The organism is Pontibacter amylolyticus, assembly GCF_014638845.1.
GTDB classification, from domain to species: Bacteria; Bacteroidota; Bacteroidia; order Cytophagales; family Hymenobacteraceae; genus Pontibacter; species Pontibacter amylolyticus.
This window is the reverse complement of sequence record NZ_BMFP01000004.1, coordinates 157916-175119: the sequence shown is the minus strand read 5'-3', so window position 1 is coordinate 175119 and position 17204 is coordinate 157916. Positions and strand designations below refer to the sequence as shown.

Annotated in this window: 15 protein-coding genes; 9 read left to right on the top strand and 6 right to left on the bottom strand. The window is 52.4% G+C overall.

Annotated features, from left to right (window positions below):
- The first annotated feature begins 110 nt into the window (after window positions 1-110).
- Window positions 111-1664: an alanine/glycine:cation symporter family protein gene (locus IEV97_RS11425; protein ID WP_188501638.1), complete on the top strand. Its 1554-nt coding sequence runs from the start codon at window positions 111-113 to the stop codon at window positions 1662-1664.
- 98 nt (window positions 1665-1762) lie between these two features.
- Here IEV97_RS11425 and hemC read toward each other — a convergent pair whose 3' ends face one another.
- The 4 genes from hemC to IEV97_RS11405 all read right to left on the bottom strand — a co-directional run bounded on the left by hemC (window position 1763) and on the right by IEV97_RS11405 (window position 5589).
- Window positions 1763-2716: a hydroxymethylbilane synthase gene (hemC, locus tag IEV97_RS11420; protein ID WP_188501637.1), complete on the bottom strand. Its 954-nt coding sequence runs from the start codon at window positions 2714-2716 to the stop codon at window positions 1763-1765.
- Window positions 2717-2728: 12 nt separating this feature from the next.
- Window positions 2729-3856, bottom strand: a complete 1128-nt coding sequence (locus IEV97_RS11415) for a DNA polymerase III subunit (protein ID WP_188501636.1) — start codon at window positions 3854-3856, stop codon at window positions 2729-2731.
- Window positions 3857-3965: 109 nt separating this feature from the next.
- Window positions 3966-5171 (bottom strand): GlmU family protein, encoded by a 1206-nt coding sequence (locus tag IEV97_RS11410; protein WP_188501635.1) that lies wholly within the window; start codon window positions 5169-5171, stop codon window positions 3966-3968.
- Between the two features lie 172 nt (window positions 5172-5343).
- Entirely contained in the window at window positions 5344-5589 is a 246-nt protein-coding gene (locus IEV97_RS11405; protein WP_076420761.1) for a type B 50S ribosomal protein L31, read from the bottom strand.
- 176 nt (window positions 5590-5765) lie between these two features.
- Here IEV97_RS11405 and IEV97_RS11400 point away from each other — a divergent pair, with 176 nt between their 5' ends.
- The 6 genes from IEV97_RS11400 (at window position 5766) to secDF (ending at window position 11879) form a co-directional block, all read left to right on the top strand.
- Window positions 5766-6275, top strand: a complete 510-nt coding sequence (locus tag IEV97_RS11400) for a phosphoribosyltransferase family protein (protein ID WP_188501634.1) — start codon at window positions 5766-5768, stop codon at window positions 6273-6275.
- Window positions 6276-6286: 11 nt separating this feature from the next.
- Entirely contained in the window at window positions 6287-6865 is a 579-nt protein-coding gene (locus IEV97_RS11395; RefSeq protein ID WP_188501633.1) for a non-canonical purine NTP diphosphatase, read from the top strand.
- An 85-nt stretch (window positions 6866-6950) separates the two neighbouring features.
- Window positions 6951-7565, top strand: a complete 615-nt coding sequence (gene udk / locus IEV97_RS11390; protein ID WP_188501632.1) for a uridine kinase — start codon at window positions 6951-6953, stop codon at window positions 7563-7565.
- Window positions 7566-7567: 2 nt separating this feature from the next.
- Window positions 7568-8260, top strand: coding sequence for a potassium channel family protein (locus tag IEV97_RS11385; RefSeq protein ID WP_188501631.1), 693 nt, complete (start codon window positions 7568-7570; stop codon window positions 8258-8260).
- Window positions 8261-8303: 43 nt separating this feature from the next.
- A complete protein-coding gene (locus IEV97_RS11380) occupies window positions 8304-8675 on the top strand; it encodes an RNA methyltransferase (protein WP_229733904.1) in 372 nt (123 codons plus the stop codon).
- Between the two features lie 171 nt (window positions 8676-8846).
- Window positions 8847-11879, top strand: a complete 3033-nt coding sequence (gene secDF, locus IEV97_RS11375) for a protein translocase subunit SecDF (RefSeq protein ID WP_188501630.1) — start codon at window positions 8847-8849, stop codon at window positions 11877-11879.
- A 118-nt stretch (window positions 11880-11997) separates the two neighbouring features.
- Here the strand turns inward: secDF and IEV97_RS11370 are convergent, their stop codons facing one another.
- On the bottom strand, window positions 11998-12612 hold the full coding sequence (locus tag IEV97_RS11370; protein WP_188501629.1) for a NifU family protein: 615 nt from the start codon (window positions 12610-12612) through the stop codon (window positions 11998-12000).
- Between the two features lie 263 nt (window positions 12613-12875).
- Here IEV97_RS11370 and IEV97_RS11365 point away from each other — a divergent pair, with 263 nt between their 5' ends.
- Both IEV97_RS11365 and IEV97_RS11360 read left to right on the top strand, forming a co-directional pair.
- A complete protein-coding gene (locus tag IEV97_RS11365) occupies window positions 12876-14267 on the top strand; it encodes a sodium:proton antiporter (RefSeq protein WP_188501628.1) in 1392 nt (463 codons plus the stop codon).
- A 242-nt stretch (window positions 14268-14509) separates the two neighbouring features.
- Window positions 14510-16012, top strand: a complete 1503-nt coding sequence (locus IEV97_RS11360; RefSeq protein ID WP_188501627.1) for a potassium/proton antiporter — start codon at window positions 14510-14512, stop codon at window positions 16010-16012.
- Between the two features lie 36 nt (window positions 16013-16048).
- Here the strand turns inward: IEV97_RS11360 and IEV97_RS11355 are convergent, their stop codons facing one another.
- A complete protein-coding gene (locus tag IEV97_RS11355; protein WP_188501626.1) occupies window positions 16049-16807 on the bottom strand; it encodes a hypothetical protein in 759 nt (252 codons plus the stop codon).
- Window positions 16808-17204 lie beyond the last annotated feature (397 nt).

The following is a 17204-nucleotide window of genomic DNA, read 5'->3' as shown; positions in this document are numbered from 1 at the left end:
TTTAAGAACTTTATGCTGTACCCGTAGAAGCAATTTAAAGGTTAATTTCCTACTTCCGTCAAATAAAATTATATTCATGCAGACCTACTAAACTTACCTACCCTTACTTGATGAAAAAAGTACTACTTCTAACGTGTCTTGCCATTGCTATTTCGGGCAGTGCGCAGGCACAAACTCTGGAACCTACGATTGATGAAAAAATTGAGTCTGCCGTAGCGCCTACTGCGCAATTTATTTCTGATATCATCTTTTACGAAGTGCAGGTAGCTGGCGTAGGTATACCGCTTATCCTGGTCTGGCTGCTGGCAGGGGCTCTTTTCTTTACCGTATACCTGGGTTTTATCAATGTCCGGGGTTTTAAATATGCACTTGATATCGTACGTGGCAAGTATAACCAGCCCGATGCCCCCGGGGAGGTTTCACACTTTCAGGCGCTGACAGCTGCCGTTTCGGGTACGGTAGGTCTCGGAAATATTGCGGGTGTAGCCATTGCCATCTCACTGGGTGGACCCGGCGCTACTTTCTGGATGATCACGGCCGGTCTGCTGGGTATGTCTACCAAATTTGTCTCGTGCACGCTGGGCGTGAAGTACCGTGATGTGCACGCCGACGGCACCGTTTCGGGTGGCCCGATGCACTACCTCAAAAAAGGGTTGGCTGAGCGGGGCATGAAGGGCCTGGGCAGGTTTTTAGCGGTCTTTTTCGCAGTGATGTGTGTTGGCGGCGCCCTGGGAGCAGGCAACATGTTTCAGATCAACCAGGCGACGCAGCAGTTCATTACGGTGACAGGCGGTGCCGAAGCTTCTTTCTTTGGGGGCGGCAACGCCTGGCTGTTCGGTTTGATTATGGCCGTATTAGTGGGACTCGTGATTCTGGGGGGCATGAAGAGTATTGCCCGTGTAACCGAAAAAGTAGTCCCCCTGATGTGCGGCATTTACATTCTGGCCGGCATTGTGGTATTGACAGTCAACTTCTCCCAGATACCTGCCGCTTTTGCCTCTATTTTTGAAGGGGCCTTTAGCACGACAGCTCTTGGCGGTGGCTTAGTTGGGGTCATGATCCAGGGTTTGCGCCGCGGCATCTTCTCAAACGAAGCGGGTATAGGCTCTGCCTCTATCGCCCACTCCGCCGTTAAAACCAACATGCCCGTTACAGAGGGTTTCGTGGCCTCGCTTGAGCCTTTCATCGATACTGTCATCGTCTGCACCATGACAGCATTGGTCATTGTAGTGACAGGCGCTTACACACAGGACACCGGCGATGGCATTGCGCTCACCTCCTCCGCCTTTGCTACCGTAATCAGCTGGTTCCCACTTGTCCTGGCAGCCGCTGTTATTCTTTTTGCCTTCTCCACCATGATCACCTGGTCCTACTATGGCCTCAAATCCTGGACCTACCTGTTTGGCCACAACAAAGCGGCCGATATTTCTTTTAAGGTGTTGTTCTGTGCTTTTGTGGTGCTGGGTGCCCCAATCCAGCTAAACAGCGTGGTCGCCTTCTCCGATGCTATGCTCTTTTCGATGGGCATTCCGAATATGGTAGGTTTGTTCATACTGGCGCCAGTGGTAAAGAGCGAGATGAAAACCTTTCTCGCCTACGCACGCTCAAGAAACAAAGCGCCCCTTACGACAGAAACGGTGAAAGCGTCCCCCTTAGAAACATAGGGATAGGTGTAGTACATACCTGCTATAAAGAAAGGGGCCGCCTGCACATAGCAGGCGGCCCCTTTCTTTATTATGATCTTTTATCTACTCTCTACTGCTTATTCTTCCCTTTCGGACCTGATCTCCTTGAGTATCTTATCTCCGCCACGGCTTAGAATCGTTTCGGCCAGCCTCGTGCCCAATGCTTCGGCTTCCTCCTGACTTCCTTCATATACCTCCGAGAGGTGCTGCTGCCCGTCGAGACTTACGATGCCGCCATGTATGCGTACGTTCCCCTCCGCCGTCAGCTTGGCCAAGGCAAAAGAAGGGATGCTGCAACCGCCTTCCATGGTGCGCAGGAAAGCGCGCTCTGCCAGCAGGCACACATGGGTATCGGCATGGTCAACGGCATCTTTTATCAGTTGTTTCACCTCCGGATCGAGGTCACGAGCACACTCCACGGCCACACTGCCCTGACCGGCGGCGGGCACAAATTCGTCGTCCGGGAAGGTATGCACGATCATGTGGTCGTAGCCCATCCGAACTACGCCGGCATAAGCGAGCACCAACGCTTCAAACGGGCCTTCTTTGAGCTTCTGCAGGCGGGTCTGCAGGTTGCCGCGCGACTCATCGGTGGTCACGTTCGGATAGTACTTCCGGAGCAAAGCCCTGCGGCGCGTAGAAGACGTACCGAGCATTACCTTGCTATCGCGCTCCAGTTTGAAGTCTGGGTTAAAGGACAGGACCACGTCGTTCACAATCTCGCGCTCCATAAAGGCCACCAGTTCCAGCTCGTCCGGTATAGTTGACTGCACGTCTTTGGCACTGTGCACGGCAATCTCGATGGTGCCTTCGCGCAGGCCCACTTCCAGCTCCTCCGTGAACACACCTTTTGACCCCAGTTTGATGAGGGAGCGGTCGAGTATTTGGTCGCCCTTGGTGCTGATGATGACAATCTCGGTATCGAGGCCGGCAGCCTGCAGCTTATCGGCCACAGCGTTTGCCTGCCAAAGGGCCAGCTTGCTGCCGCGCGTACCGATTCGAATGGTTTTTACTATTGTATTATTTTCCATGATATCTTCTCCTTAACTAGCATTGCGCAGGTACTGGGCAATCTGGATAGAGCTGTCGACAAACACCATTTTCGGGTTGGCGTTACGCTCTATGTGATAATGCGCCTCGTTTAGTTCCTGCGCCAGTTTATCGGCATTATTTTCTGTGATCAGCTTCGAGAACTTCTGTACGAAATCAAGCTCGTTTGGGGGCAGGTAGGCAATCAGCGACTCGTCCACGCCGTAAAGCATCACCTTGCGGAAGAGGTTGAGCGCGTAGAGCAAAAAGTTCTTCTGGTTTTCGCGCCCCAGCTTCTGAAACTCCTCGCTGGCATCCACCACTTTCTCGAACTTGTAGCTGTAGCAGTTACGCATCCAGTCGGTGAAGAAGGTGAAGTAGTCGCTGCTGACCTCGCTGGTGAGTTTGGTGGCGGCATTCAGGCTTCCCTCTGCCAGCTGCGCCACCTGGTAGGCGGCCGTGTTGTCGAGTCCGTGCTTTTCCTGCAGGTAGCTGATCACCTCCTCTTCAGTAAAAGCCCGCACCTGCACGATCTGGGTGCGCGAGGTGATGGTCGCCAGCAGTTTCTCGGCCGACTGCGACACCAATAGGAAGAGCGTTTTAACGGGTGGCTCTTCGAGCAGTTTGAGCAGGGCGTTGGCAGCGGTATGATGCATGAGTTCCGGCAGCCAGATGAGCACGATCTTGTAATCGCCCTCAAAAGCCTTCAGCGAAACCAGCTTCACCAGTTGGCGGCTTTCCTCCTTGGAGATGTTGCCCTGCTTGTTCTCAGCACCAATGTGCTGCATCCATTCGTTCAGTCCCTGGTAGGGGTTGGCCAGCACGAATTCGCGCCATTCGGTCAGGAATTTCTGGCTCAGCACATCCTTGGTGATGGACTTGGTGCTGGTCACCGGCATCACGAAGTTGAAGTCGGGGTGCACCAGTTTGTTCATTTTCACGCAGCTGTTGCACGTTCCACATGAATCATCGGGCTGCCTGTCCTCGCAGTTGATGTAGGTAGCATAGGCCAGCGCCAGCGCCAGGTTGGCACTTCCCTCCTGCCCCAGAAACAGCTGCGCATGCGCCACATGGTTCTGCCGCACTGAGTTGATGAGCAACCCCTTCGTTTCCTGATGCCCTATTATTTGAGAGAAATGCAAATTGATGAATTGTTAAATTGTTGGATGGCTAAATTGTTAAACTGCTGGATAACACACGCAGAATTAACATTCCACGAAGTTAACAATTTAACCAATAACAATTTAGCCACTACCCTTTCCTGTCCCACACCCGGTATTCCTGGGTTTGGTCGAATATTTCTGCGAAGATAGCCTTTTCTGTGTCATCGAAGGGCAAATTGCGCCGTCCCATTACTTTTTCGGCTACTTCGCTGGCTCTGCGCAGCTGAAAAGTCTCGAAACCGGAGGCGCCTCCCCAGGCGAAGGAAGGTATAAAGTTGCGCGGATAGCCAGCCCCGAAAATATTGGCGCTCACGCCTACCACCGTGCCCGTGTTGAACATGGTGTTGATGCCGCTCTTGCTGTGGTCGCCCATAATGAGGCCGCAGAACTGCTGCCCTGTGCTTTTGAAGCCGCCTTTGGCATAGCTCCAGATTTTCACTTCGGCGTAATTGTTCTTCAGGTTGGAGGTATTGGTGTCAGCGCCCAGGTTGCACCACTCGCCCAGCACCGAGTTGCCCAGGTAGCCCTCGTGTCCTTTGTTGGTGTGGCCGAATATTACCGAAGCCGCCACCTCGCCGCCCACTTTGCAGAAAGGCCCGATGGTCACGTCGCCGCGCATTTTGCCGCCGACGTTCACGTTGCTGCCTTCACAGATCGCAAAGGGCCCTTTGATGATGGCGCCCTCGTGTATCTGGGCGTTTTTGCCGATGTAGATCGGTCCGTTTTCAGCATTGAGGATAGCCGCGCGAATTTTGACGCCCTCTTCTATGAAAATGTTCTCCTCATCGTACACCATGGTGTACTTATCGTCGATGGGCTGGCTCTGGCGTCCCGCTGTCAGCACTTTAAAGTCGCTTCGGATTTGGTTGCCGTTCTGAACGAAAATTTCCCACACCTCCCGAACGATGTTTTCAGGCTGGCATTCTAGCTTTTTAGAGGAAGAGAAGATGGCCAGTTCACCGGCATCGTGCAGGTCCAGGTTATCGGCATGGAGCGCCACCAGCATACCGTCGCAGTACAGTCCTTCCCCTACTCTCAGGGACCTGACCTGCTCTACCAATGCCTCGTCCGGGCATACCGCCCCGTTCACGAACACATTATGCGTGTCGTAATGCGCCGGAAACTTCTGCTGCAGGTATGGCTGCGTCAGATACGACACGGTCGCCTCTGCCTGCAGCTGCCACTTTTCGGCAATGGTCATGATGCCAATGCGGATATCGGCCACCGGCCTGGTAAACGTCAGCGGCAACAGCGACTGCCGGATAACGGGGTCATCGAAGAGTATGATGTTCATAGCTGTAAAAATAAAAAGTCTTGCGGAATGTGAAACAGGTTCTTTGATCACAATAACTTATACCGTACCTGTACCGGCCAGGGTCTTCAGAAAGTTGTTAAAAGCAAAAAAGTCTTTCCGTATGGTAACAGAAAGACTTTTTTCAAACGTTTTAACCAAGCTTTATACCTGACTATTTTTTCTTGTAACGTGTGTTGAAACGCTCCACACGACCCGCAGTATCCACAAAGATGTTTTTACCAGTGTAGAAAGGGTGTGACGCAGAAGAAACTTCCACTTTGATTACTGGATATTCTTTGCCGTCTTCCATCGTGATCTTCTCGTCAGAGTTCATCGTAGAACGTGTGATAAATTTAAAATCACTCGTCATATCCTGGAAAACCACCTCTCTGTATTCTGGGTGAATGCCTTTTTTCATTATTATAAACGTTAATTAACCTTAATTTCTGAATCGGACTGCAAATTTAAGAAGTATTTTCGAATTTAAAATGTTACTAACCAAATTATTTTAACATTCATCGCAGGGCACTGTTGCTAGCGATATTTATTTAAATTTGCCTCTGGCACAGCGCCATACCTTATACCGACACCCACATGACACATCCACAGCAAAACCTGATACTCGACCAGGGGCAGATCCGGCAGAAGATCACCCGCATGGCCTACGAGGTATACGAGCAGAACTTTGAGGAACAGGCACTTGTGCTGGCAGGCATACACCGCAATGGCTATACCCTGGCCGGTATGCTGGCGCGGGAACTGGAGAAGATCTCCCCCATCAAAGTAACACTGCTGAAGGTGACGATAGACAAAACGGCCCCGCTGCAATCGCCGGTCGCTATCACGCCTGAGGCTGCCTCTATTGAGAAAGCCGTGGTGATTATTGTGGACGACGTGCTGAACACCGGCAAAACACTCGCCTATACCCTGAACGCCCTGTTGCCGCAAAACCCCAAGAAAGTGGAAATCGCGACGCTGGTGAACCGCCACCATACCCTGTTCCCGGTGTCGTGCACCTATACCGGCTACTCGCTGGCCACCACCCTGCGCGAGCGCGTGGATGTGGTGCTGCAAGACGACGAAGTGGCGGCTTACCTGCATTAACATTATACACTATGAAAGAACTCTGCTTCGCCACCAACAATAAAAACAAAGTAGCCGAGGTAAGCAGCATGCTCGAAGGCAAGTATAAGCTGCACACCCTCGAGGACATAGGCTGCCACGAGGAACTGGCCGAAGACCAGGACACACTCGAAGGTAACTCACGCCAGAAGGCGCAGTACGTGTGGGAGAAATACAGGGTCAACTGCTTTGCCGACGACACCGGACTGGAAGTAGACGCTATTTGCGGCGAACCCGGCGTGTACTCCGCCCGCTATGCCGGTCCGCAGCGCAACGACGCCGACAACATCCGCCACCTGCTCAAGAAGCTCGAAGGACATGTCGTTCGCCGTGCCCGCTTCCGCACGTCCATCACACTATACTTGGACGGGCAGGAGCACCAGTTCGAGGGCATTGTCAACGGACAAATCACCACCGAGTGGAAGGGCGACAAGGGCTTCGGCTACGACCCTGTGTTTATACCGGAGGGCTACGACCGCACTTTTGCGGAGATGTCGCCGGAGGAGAAAAACGCCATCAGCCACCGCGGGGAGGCCATCCGGAAGCTGGTGGAATTTTTGAAGACAGCCTAGCGTTTGAGGGGTAAAATAATTAGCACAGGCTGTAGCCACATTGGCCTTAAAAGACTAATTTTGTAGCCTGAAACTATAATCTCCAATGCAAAAGCCATTTATCGTCGGAATTACAGGAGGTAGTGCTTCAGGGAAAACCACTTTTTTGAACAGACTACTTGCGTCCTTCTCCCCTGAGAACATCTGCCTGATCTCTCAGGACAACTACTACAAAGACCGCGAGCACCAGACCCGCGACCTCAACGGGGTCGTCAACTTCGACCTTCCTTCCTGCATCGACGACGAAGCTTATGCACAGGACATCCTGAAGCTGAGCCAGGGCGAAAGCGTTTTCCGCAAAGAGTATACCTACAACAACCCCAACGTGGTGCCCAGGCAGCTGGAGTTTAAGCCGGCCCCCATTGTGGTGGTAGAGGGCATCTTCGTTTTCTACTTCGAGGAAATCGCCAAACTGCTGGACCTGAAGGTATACATCGACGCCAAAGAGTACATCAAGCTGCAGCGTCGCATCGTGCGCGACAAGGTGGAGCGCGGCTACGACCTCGACGATGTGCTGTACCGCTACACCCACCATGTGGCGCCGACATACGAGAAGTACATCAAACCTTACAAAAACGACGCAGACATCATCATCCCGAACAACGAGAAGTTTGACCGCGGACTGGAGGTTCTGACCACATTTCTTAATTCCAAACTATAAGAATGCGACACAAGTTTGCAGTAATTGGACTGGGTAGATTCGGCAACTCCATTGCCCGCACGCTCGCAGAGCGCGGCGCAGAGGTGCTTGCCATCGACAACAACGAGGACCATGTGGAGGACATAAAGGACGACGTGGCCTACGCCGTTGCCCTGGACGCGACGGACATCCGGGCACTGGAGGCGCAGAACGTGCAGGACATGGACGCGGCCATCGTGTCCATCGGCGAGGACTTCGAGGCCCTGCTCATCACGACGGCCAACCTGCAGGAGCTCAACATCAAGCGGATCATCACGCGTGCCGCCAACAAGCAGCAGCGTCGCATTCTGGAAAAGATGGGCGTGCAGGAAATCCTGTCGCCGGAGGGGGAAGTTGGCAAAACAGTGGCCGAGCGCCTGCTGCAGCCGAGTATCCGCACCTTCCTGTCGCTGCCCGACAACTACGAGATCGTGGAGATCAACACCCCGCGCGGCATCTCCAATAAAAGCCTCGCCAAGATATCGCTGCGCGAGAAGTACAACCTCAACCTGATCACGATCAAGCGCTTTTTTGAAGAGATACAGGACGGCAAACCCACGCAGGTGGAGCACATCATCGGTGTTCCCAAGGCCGACACCATTATCTATCCTTCTGACATCCTGATCCTTATCGGAAAAAAACACGACATCAAACGATTTATTGATATAAACCGCTAACGGGTTTTAATTTTTCAAAGAAAGCCTTACATTTGCTTTCTGTATGCCACACGCTGCCAACATATTGCCACACTTCCGTCATCTTCTGATGACCGTAACCCTGCTTTGGGCGCTTATGCTCAATGGGCAGGAAGTAGTGGCGTATACCTACACGGCGCAGGGCACCCCTGTCAAGTCGGCCTCCCAACTGGCCACGGCCCCGCAGGAGAAAACGGTTGTCAAGCAAAAAGTCATGCTGGAGGCGACGACCTCCTTTGTGGTGCTCAACCTGGAGCAAAACGCACTGGAGCCGACTCCTATACCTGCTTTTGCTATACCTACTGACGAGGCGCTGCCTGCCTATGCGGCCAGGGCGCCCGGAGCTGGCTTCGTAGCCCGCTTCTTCCCTATTTCCATTCAACCCAACGCACCCTAAGCGAACCCTTTCCCTGCAGGCCCCACCTACGGTCCTGCCCCGTTGCGCATACCCAGATTCAAGGTATAGCGGAACGGCTTCACAGCATTTCTTGGTTTATGTAAGATAGCGCCGCTGTGATTTCCTGAGCATTAACATTCTATCAACTATACCCTTTTTATCAACCAACCCATGCGGAATAAGAATTTCATCATCATTATGACCGTGATAGTATCGGCGCTCTGCCTGTACTACCTGTCATTTTCGTTTGTTGCCCGCGGTGTGCAGAAAGACGCTGAGGCTTACGCCACAGACGCACAAGGCAACGTAAACCACGACAAACAGCAAACCTACCTCGACTCTATCTGGAAGGAGCCTGTTTACAACTTCCTGGGCGCTGAGTACACCTACCAGGAGGTAAAAGAAAACGAACTGGGCCTTGGCCTTGACCTGCGTGGCGGTATGCACGTGGTATTGGAGGTTTCCCCGGTTGAAATCATCCGGTCCCTCTCTGGCAACAGCAAAGACCCTAACTTCCTGAAGGCGCTTGCCCGCGCCCAGGAGATGCAGAAGAACAGCCAGGAGAAGTTCACCACCCTGTTTGCCGAGGCTTACCGCGAGGTGGAGCCGGACGGACGCCTGAGCCGTATCTTCTCCAACACAGCCAACCGTGGCAAGATCAGCTTCGAGTCCAGCAACGCGGAGGTTATCAACGTAATTGACCAGGAAGTAGATGATGCCATCGAGCGCTCTTTCAACATCCTGCGCACGCGTATCGACAAGTTCGGTGTAAACCAGCCGAACATCCAGCGCCTTAAGGGCAGTGGCCGTATCCAGATTGAGCTTCCGGGTATAGACAACCCGGACCGTGTACGCAAACTCCTGCAAGGCATGGCGAACCTGGAGTTCTGGGAGGTATGGACGCCGGAAGAATTCTCCCCGTATTTCTCTCAACTGAGCGAGCACCTTGACAAAGAAGAAAAAGCCGGCCGTCTGAACATTGGCCGTACTTCTGCACAGAGTACTCCAGCAGCCGGTGACACAAAGCCATCTGCTGCTGCTGACGACGTACTAGCACAGGCTGCCGCTACTACTAATGATACAGCTGCCGCTGCAAACGATACGACAGCGCTCGCTTCTGCCGACCAGGCAAAAACAGACACTGCAGACGCGCTTCAGTCGCTGCAGGAAGAGCAGATGGGCGTAATGGGCCGTCTGTTTACCATGATGCCAGGCGGTATCGGTGCCAACACACGCGACACAGCCAGGATCAACGACATTTTCCAGAGACCAGACGTACGCGCCATCTTCCCTCCGAACATGAAGTTCCTGTGGGGTGTGAAGCCAATAAAGGGTGACAACCGCCAGGAGTTCGTAGAATTCTACGCCATCAAAAAAGGACGTGACGGCAAAGCGCCGATGACCGGTGAGGCCGTGAACGATGCCCGCCAGGACTTTGACCAGAACGGACGCCCTGAGATCAACATGACCATGACGCCAGCCGGTGCCAAGCGTTGGGCTAAACTGACAGGCGACAACGTAGGCCGCCAGGTGGCCATTGTGCTTGACAACTATGTATACTCTGCGCCAGTAGTGCAGGGCGAGATCACAGGCGGTAACTCTTCTATCACAGGTAACTTTACGATTGAAGAGGCAAAAGACCTTGCCAACATCCTGAAAGCCGGTAAGATGCCAGCTCCTACCCGCATTGTGGAAGAAGCCATTGTGGGTCCTTCACTAGGTCAGGAAGCCATCAACCAGGGCCTGCTGTCAACGCTGGCCGGTTTGCTGGTGGTGGTGATTTTCATGATCGCGTACTACAGAACAGGCGGTTTCATTGCGAACCTGGCCCTTGTTTTCAACGTGTTCTTTATCCTGGGTATTCTGGCCCAGTTCAACGCTGCCCTCACACTCCCTGGTATCGCCGGTATCGTGCTTACTTTGGGTATGGCCGTGGATGCGAACGTACTGATATTTGAGCGTATGCGCGAAGAGGCCGCCAAAGGCCTGAGCCTACGCGATGTCATCAACAAAGGATATGACAAGGCATTCCTGACGATTCTGGATGCCAACGCCACGACATTCCTGGCCGGTTTCATTCTCTACTTCTTCGGCTCAGGCCCGGTGAAAGGATTCGCCATTACCATGATGCTCGGTATAGTGACGTCTTTCTTCACCTCGGTATTCATTTCCAGGCTGCTGATCGAGCGTAACTTCAAGAGAGCAGGCAAACTGTCCTTCTCAACCTCCTTCACCGACAAGCTTTTCGCTAACGTGCAATTTGATGTGATGAAGTGGAAAAAGCCTGCCTACATCTTCTCGTTTGCTGTTATCACCTTCGGTATGGTAGCCATGGCTATCAAAGGACCGAACCTGGGTGTGGACTTTAAAGGCGGTCGCTCTTACGTGGTGCAGTTTGATGACGCCGTTCCGGCATCTGATGTTCGCGGTGCTTTGCTTGACAACTTTGAGGAGGAAGGAACTGAAGTGAAAACCTTCGGCGCTTCTAACCGTCTGAAAGTGATCACCAGCTACCTGGCGGATGACGAGAGCACCACAGCGGATGAGCAAGTGAAAAGCGCCCTGCTGCAGGGCCTGGAAGAGTACAAGAACCTCAACCCTGAGATTCTGAGCTCATCCAAGGTAGGTGCCACCATGGCGGATGACATCCAAAAGACGGCTGTGATATCGTTGGTGCTGGCACTGGCGGGTATCTTCATCTATGTGATGTTCCGTTTCAGCAACTGGCAGTTCAGCTTGGGAGGTGTGATAGCCTTGCTCCACGACGCCATCATGATCATTGCCATCTTTGCCATACTCGACCTGTTTGGTATCTCTTATGAGATGGACCAGATCTTCATCGCGGCAGTGCTGACCATCATCGGTTTCTCCATCAACGATACCGTGGTAATCTTTGACCGCGTGCGGGAGTACATGAACGATAATCCGCGCCTGCATGTGAGCGAGATCATCAACCCGGCCCTCGTACACACGTTCAGCCGTACCATTATCACTTCTTTCACCGTGTTCATGGTGGTGCTGGTGCTCTTCATCTTCGGTGGCGAGATCCTGCGTGGTTTCTCTCTTGCCATGATGATCGGTATCCTGTTCGGTGTATACTCTACGCTGTTCATCGCATCACCGATCGTGGTGGACACCATGAAGAAGAAGCCGGCGCCTTCACCTGCTCCAGCCAAGCCTGCGGCGCAAGCGCAGAAAGCCTAAAACAAGAACACCCGGAGCGGACTAGCCTGCTCCGGGTGTTCTCTCTTGCATAGCAACAAAAAAGGCCAGCCCTCTAAACAGGGCTGGCCTTTTTTATATCGTTTTCCTCGGGTATAGCTTAGATGGTTACACCGTCTGCCACTACTTCCGTCACTTCAGGCACCATGCGCTTCAACAGGTTTTCGATACCCGCCTTCAGCGTTACGGTAGCTGATGGGCAGCCGCTGCAGGAACCCTGCAGGTGTACTGTTACCACACCGTCTTTGTAAGACTTAAAGGAGATGTTACCGCCATCCTGCTCCACGGCAGGGCGCACGTAATTTTCCAGCAGGTCGGTTACTTTTTTAGAGATAGCGGCATCCTCTTCCGTAGCATCTACATGGGACTCGCTACCTGCTGCTGGCTTGTTTGCCTGGAAGCCTTCCACAAAGATGGGGCCGCCAGCCTCTACATAGGCCTTGAGGAACGTGCGCAGTTCAGGTATAAGCTTCACCCACTCGATGTTGGCAGCTTTTGTTACGGTAACAAAGTTGCTGGCAATGAACACACGCGTCACGTAGTCAAAGTTGAAGAGCTCCTGTGCCAGCGGTGAGTCGGCGGCGCTCTCTAAGTTCGGGTAGTCCACGCTCTGGCCATCGGGCAGAAGGCCTACGTTCATCACAAACTTCATGGACTCGGGGTTCGGGTTGGCCTCGGCGTATACCGAAACCGTCTTTTCTCTATTTTCTAACATGGATATCAGCGTTTTAAATTAAAACCTAGGCCTTCGCCTTAAAGTTTCCAAAATTACTCAATTATTCTGACAAGTGATAGTATACCGCATGCCGACTTACGTGACAAATGCATCTGCAACAGGTTCTTTTTTTCGTTAGTTCAGGCTGGCAGATTGCCACATAAGGCCTGTATAGACAACAATTTGCTTAGCTAATTAGTCCAGAAAAAGTAACTTTGCAACGCAGTAAATTTTTGATCTGAAAAACTCTCCGCACGTTTAACATGCTTTACAACTACATTCTGCTGGCACAAGCACAGCAAGCCGTTCCGGGTTTCATGATTATCCCTTTCCTGCTCCTGATTGGTCTTATTGCCAGTGGCCCCATTTTTTTCGGACATTTCTGGGAGCACAATTACAAGAAAATAGCTGTAACCCTTGGACTAACCGTGCTGGCCTATTACTTGTTTGTGTTAGGCGATGTGCACATGCCGGTGCATACGCTGGCGGAGTACTTCACCTTTGCCGTGCTCCTCAGCTCCCTCTACATTGCGGCTGGCGGTATATACATCAACGTGAATGCCAAGGCAACTCCTCTGATAAACGTGGCGATGGTGGCCACAGGTGCCATTCTAGCCAACTTTATCGGCACAACAGGTGCCTCCCTGCTTCTGATCCGTCCGTTCATGCGCCTCAATGCACACCGTCTGCAGCCTTACCAAATCATATTCTTTATCTTTATCGTGAGTAACGCCGGCGGTCTGTTAACGCCGCTGGGTGACCCGCCGCTCTTCATCGGCTTCATCAAGGGGGTGCCGTTCTTCTGGACACTGCAGCACCTGTTCATGCCATGGATGATGGCGATCCTACTGCTTTGCCTCATGTTCTACTTCGTAGACAGACGCAACAAAGGTGACCAAATCATCGCTGATCTCGATTTGGTGGAGCCAAGCTCCGGCAAATCGGAATTCAGCTTCAAGGGCCGCCGCAACCTGCTTTGGCTAGCTGTCATCATCGGTGCCGTGTTCCTCGACCCAAACGTGATCGATGCGCTGCCACACATCTACTACGACGGTAACAAGTTCTCATACCTGCGCGAGATCATTCAGTTGGGCGCTGCCTTCATGTGCTATCGCAATTCCAACAAAGAAGCCTTGGCGGGTAACCAATTCAACTTCCACCCCATCCTGGAAGTCGTGTTCCTGTTCTTCGGAATCTTCTTTACCATGATGCCTGCCCTGCAACTGTCAGCCGAGATCGCTTCTTCGCCTGCGTACGCCAACCTCATCACGCCAAACTTCCTGTATTGGGCTACGGGTTCGCTTTCAGGTTTCCTGGACAATGCGCCTACCTATGCCAACTTCCTGTCGCTGGCCATGGCCAAGTTTGACCTGTCGCAGAGCAACGTGGAGGATGTCAGACAATTCGCCGCCGGCACCTCTGCCGCAGGTATGGATACGCTCATACAGCTCGAAGCCATCTCGCTGGCATCCGTACTGTTCGGAGCTTTCACCTACATTGGCAACGGACCTAACTTCATGGTGAAGGCGATCGCCGAGAGCGCCGGTGTGAAAATGCCATCTTTCTTCGGTTACGTGCTGCGCTTCTCTATCCCGTTCCTGCTGCCAATCCTCATTCTGGTTTGGTTCTTTGTGGTGCACTTGAGACTCTTCTAAGCCATACGAACAAGGCATGGCCATGATCATACGAGAGCCGCCCCTGGTCCAGGGGGCGGCTCTTTTTTTGACAAACAACCATTTTCTACACACCCCGGAGCGGAATATGGCAGCGCAACGATAGCAAAAAATGCATCTAACTTTGCGCCTGGGCACTTTCAGAGCCGCTCCATTAGGTTTTTATGGTTATATTTGTATGGCCTCGCAGCAGGCTGAAACTAGTTAACCGATAATACTACCGCATGGAGAACATAAATGTCGAGCTGATATTATTTGCTATTGCTATCCTTTTTTTTGTAAGTATCATGGCCGGAAAAGCAGGGCACAGGTTCGGCGTCCCGGCGTTGTTGTTGTTCCTCTCTATAGGTATGATCTCAGGCAGCGATGGCTTGGGCATTCAGTTCCAAAACATCCAGATTGCCCAGATCATCGGTACGGTTTCGCTGTGTATCATTCTGTTCTCGGGCGGTATGGATACCAAAATCGCAGACATACGGCCGGTCATAGCGCAAGGCGCCGTGCTAGCCACTCTGGGCGTATTCCTCACTGCTGTCTTGACAGGCTTTGCCATTTGGTGGATATTGGGCATGACGATGGGGTCTGCAGGTATAGGCCTGACCACCTCGCTGCTTCTGGCGGCCACCATGTCCTCTACCGACTCGGCCTCTGTTTTCTCGATCCTCCGCTCCAAGAGTTTAAACCTCAAAAATAACCTCCGCCCCATGCTGGAGCTGGAAAGCGGCAGTAACGACCCGATGGCCTACATCCTCACCATCACGCTCATTGAGATAGTACTGATGGGAAGCGGCGTGAATTATTGGGCGGCGGGCGGCATGCTGCTGATGCAGCTGATTGTAGGAGGTGTTGCCGGCTATGTGTTTGGCAGGCTGGCTGTGCGCCTGATCAACTACGTTGACATTGACAACAGCTCGCTCTATCCAATCCTTGTTTTCACTGTCTGTATCTTCATTTTCTCGGCCACCTACTTTATCAAAGGCAACGGCTTCCTGGCGGTATACATCGGCGGGCTCGTGATCGGCAATTCTAAGTTCGTGCATAAGCGCTCCTCGCTCAACTTCTTCGATGGCATGGCCTGGATGAGCCAGCTGCTCATGTTCCTCACGCTGGGGCTACTGGTTAATCCGCACGAACTAATCCCCATAATTATCCCGGGCTTGATTATCAGCTTCCTGATGATTTTCATAACACGCCCGCTCAGTGTGTTCCTGTGCCTGATGCCTTTCCGCAGCATGAGTACCAAAGACAAAACCTATGTGTCGTGGGTGGGATTGAGGGGAGCGGTGCCCATTATCTTTGCCATTTTGCCGCTGGCCGCAGATGTGCCGCATGCCCGTCTGATGTTCAATATCGTCTTTTTCTGTACGCTGATATCGCTCATTGTGCAGGGAACGACACTCTCGCAGGTGGCGGTCTGGCTGGGCTTGGCCGAGAAGCCGCGTGAACTTCACAAGCTGAAGGATTTCGATATCGAGTTCTCTGATGAAATCAAATCCATCACAACTGAAATCAACATTACGGAACAGATGCTGGCAAAGGGAAGTTATCTGATGGATCTGCCGCTCCCAGACAAGACACTCGCCGTAATGGTGAAACGCGACGGCAAATACTTTGTACCGAAAGGCAAGACGGCACTCCAGGAAGATGACAAGCTGCTCATCATCACGGACGACCTGGAAGCTCTGATGCAGAACATGCAGAGCTTGGGGGCCCCAAGCAAGTTGTAAAGCACCTCAAAAAGAAGTGCTTTACAGTGCTTTCTGTCAGGTATACTGTAATTGCTCCTGGATCTCAATAATATGTGCGGCAGGCACCGCCGTGTTCACGGAAAGCTCTCCCATTAAAGGTCGGGCCGGGTATCCGTTGGCATCATCCAGCATATGGTCCAGCATCAGTTTAGCGAGTGCCTCCACCTGACTGTCAGTAGCGTCCGCTATCTGAACGCGGCAGGCAATTACGGCAGGAGCTCCCAGGCGCTTGAGAAGCGGGTAATATTTATAACGCTTATTGGCCAGGGCAGCCCGTAACGAGCGCCCTCCGTAAAACTCCTGCAGGTCCTGGCAATCGTACTGCTGCGTCTGCGCTTCCGTCAGGTATAGCCACACGAGTCCCTGCTGGTTTTTGAAGTCCTCGCCTTTTACAAAATGTATCAACTCCAATTCTGCCTCAACGCTATCCTCCGGCGATGCCAGGAGAGTAGACATATTTTTCAGCCCTTTTGCCAGCGTTTTTAAACTGAGTGGTAACAAGCCTTTCTGAAGCGCCTTTTCTGGAGAAATGAGCCTGGTACAGTGGTATGCCTTTATGGCGTAGCTACGCAGCATGATTGCCAGCTGCTTCTGGGCTCTTACATAGATGGAGTCAGGTATATTCGAAAGCCAGCTCTTCCCCTGCAGGTTTTTGGCAAGCTCCAGTTCACGCTCCTGGCTGATACGGGCAAGGTTCGGGCTCACATAGTCAAGGATTTCCTGGGGCCAGGTAGAGATGTCTTCTAGTATGATCAAAGTTGAATCGTTATTCATTTTATTAGCAGAATTAAGAATTGTGAAAATAATATAACTGCATAACAGCAGCTGTACTGGGCAGACAGCAGGTATAGGCGAACGGCCCAACGAAATTGGATCATTCCGGGCAGTCGCTCATGTAGGGTATAAGGGAACCTTAGTTGCTGTCTGGCGGATGGTGCACTTTAAAGCAAAGCGTATACCTACCGGTCAGGTAAGCTTGCCTTGCCAGTAACCGGGCGTGCGTAGCAAGAAAAGCCTACTAGGGGGCTTGCGGTTGAATGGAACGGTAGAAGTATTTGAAAAAGCCATCTCTGCCGGGGGCTCTGGGGGCATAAGGCGGAATAACCTCATCGGAAGGTATGAGGAAAGTAAAGCTCTTTAACGGCGTTCCTGCCTTTTGGAGACCAAAATA

Bases quoted from the DNA above. Each gene is read 5' to 3' on its own strand.
- IEV97_RS11425 (WP_188501638.1), top strand. From the start codon at position 111: ATGAAAAAAGTACTACTTCTAACGTGTCTTGCCATTGCTATTTCGGGC.
- hemC (WP_188501637.1), bottom strand. From the start codon at position 2,716: ATGGAAAATAATACAATAGTAAAAACCATTCGAATCGGTACGCGCGGC.
- IEV97_RS11410 (WP_188501635.1), bottom strand. From the start codon at position 5,171: ATGAACATCATACTCTTCGATGACCCCGTTATCCGGCAGTCGCTGTTG.
- IEV97_RS11405 (WP_076420761.1), bottom strand. From the start codon at position 5,589: ATGAAAAAAGGCATTCACCCAGAATACAGAGAGGTGGTTTTCCAGGAT.
- IEV97_RS11400 (WP_188501634.1), top strand. From the start codon at position 5,766: ATGACACATCCACAGCAAAACCTGATACTCGACCAGGGGCAGATCCGG.
- IEV97_RS11395 (WP_188501633.1), top strand. From the start codon at position 6,287: ATGAAAGAACTCTGCTTCGCCACCAACAATAAAAACAAAGTAGCCGAG.
- udk (WP_188501632.1), top strand. From the start codon at position 6,951: ATGCAAAAGCCATTTATCGTCGGAATTACAGGAGGTAGTGCTTCAGGG.
- IEV97_RS11385 (WP_188501631.1), top strand. From the start codon at position 7,568: ATGCGACACAAGTTTGCAGTAATTGGACTGGGTAGATTCGGCAACTCC.
- IEV97_RS11380 (WP_229733904.1), top strand. From the start codon at position 8,304: ATGCCACACGCTGCCAACATATTGCCACACTTCCGTCATCTTCTGATG.
- secDF (WP_188501630.1), top strand. From the start codon at position 8,847: ATGCGGAATAAGAATTTCATCATCATTATGACCGTGATAGTATCGGCG.
- IEV97_RS11370 (WP_188501629.1), bottom strand. From the start codon at position 12,612: ATGTTAGAAAATAGAGAAAAGACGGTTTCGGTATACGCCGAGGCCAAC.
- IEV97_RS11365 (WP_188501628.1), top strand. From the start codon at position 12,876: ATGCTTTACAACTACATTCTGCTGGCACAAGCACAGCAAGCCGTTCCG.
- IEV97_RS11360 (WP_188501627.1), top strand. From the start codon at position 14,510: ATGGAGAACATAAATGTCGAGCTGATATTATTTGCTATTGCTATCCTT.
- IEV97_RS11355 (WP_188501626.1), bottom strand. From the start codon at position 16,807: ATGAATAACGATTCAACTTTGATCATACTAGAAGACATCTCTACCTGG.